The organism is Hymenobacter lapidiphilus (assembly GCF_013377885.1).
GTDB lineage: Bacteria > Bacteroidota > Bacteroidia > Cytophagales > Hymenobacteraceae > Hymenobacter > Hymenobacter lapidiphilus.
The window spans coordinates 1-952 of the sequence record NZ_JABKAU010000098.1; the positions used below are offsets into that span (position 1 = coordinate 1).

Below are 952 nucleotides of genomic sequence, written 5' to 3' on the forward strand. Positions count from 1 at the left end.
TAGAGCGGTTCTCAGGTTACTGTATATGATAGCCACAGTGGTCAAACCAGTTTTTGGCGTCTTGTTCGCTTATCCAGCCGGCCGCCGCTTGGATGACGTTCTCCAAGGCCTCGCGGGTACGGGCCTGGGCCGTGCGCAGCCACGTTTTGAGCTTGCTGAAGGCGAGTTCAATGGGGTTGAAGTCGGGCGAGTACGGCGGCAGGTACAGCAGTCGGGCGCCACGGGCTTCGACCAGTTCGGCCAGGCCCGCCACTTTATGGGCCGGCAGGTTATCGAGCACCACCACATCGCCGGGCACAAGCGTGGGGCCGAGCACCTGGTGCAGGTAAGCGGCGAAGACGTCCCCGTTGACCGCTCCGCTCACCGTCATGGCCGCTTGCAGCCCGTTCGGCGTCAGCGCCGCCACCAGCGTGACATTCGGCCCGCTGTGCAGGGGCGTCGCCTGGTGAGCGCGCTGCCCGCCTTCGGCGCGGGCATAGCGGCGGCAATAGGTCAGGTTGGTGCTGGTTTCGTCCACAAACTTGAAACAGGTAAAATCCTCGGCCTGGACAGCTTCGAGAAAGGCGGCCCGCAAATTCCTCACCCGCTCGGTGTCGCGCTCGGCGGCATGGACGCTCTTTTTTTTCGCCGCCAGTCCAGCGCCTGCACCGCCCGTCCCATGGTAGCTACGCTCACGGTGGGGCCGCCCAGCGCGGCTACCCACACGCGCAACTCGTCCAGGGTGGCATCGGGTTGCTGGCGCAGGCAGGCAGCCAAATCCGGCCGTCCGGCTGCGTCGAGCAGCGGAGCAGGGCCACTACGGTGGGGCAGCGCCGCCACCGTCCCGCACGTGCGCTGGCGCTGCAGCAGCTTTTCGACGAACGAAACCGACACGCAGAACCGGGCGGCGACGGCGGGGTGCGTAGCGCCGGGCTCAGCGCATGCCGCTGCTACCCGCTGCCGCAAATCAAGT

2 protein-coding genes are annotated in these 952 nt (G+C 66.3%); both read right to left on the reverse strand.

Annotated elements, in window-relative coordinates; translation table 11 throughout:
* Positions 1-16 precede the first annotated feature (16 nt).
* Positions 17-583, reverse strand: a complete 567-nt coding sequence (locus tag HW554_RS20225) for an IS630 family transposase (RefSeq protein WP_394354327.1) — start codon at positions 581-583, stop codon at positions 17-19.
* Positions 580-952 (reverse strand): helix-turn-helix domain-containing protein (locus tag HW554_RS20790; protein ID WP_246285555.1); only part of this gene is annotated, 373 nt, incomplete at its 5' end. The genes HW554_RS20225 and HW554_RS20790, both read right to left, overlap by 4 nt.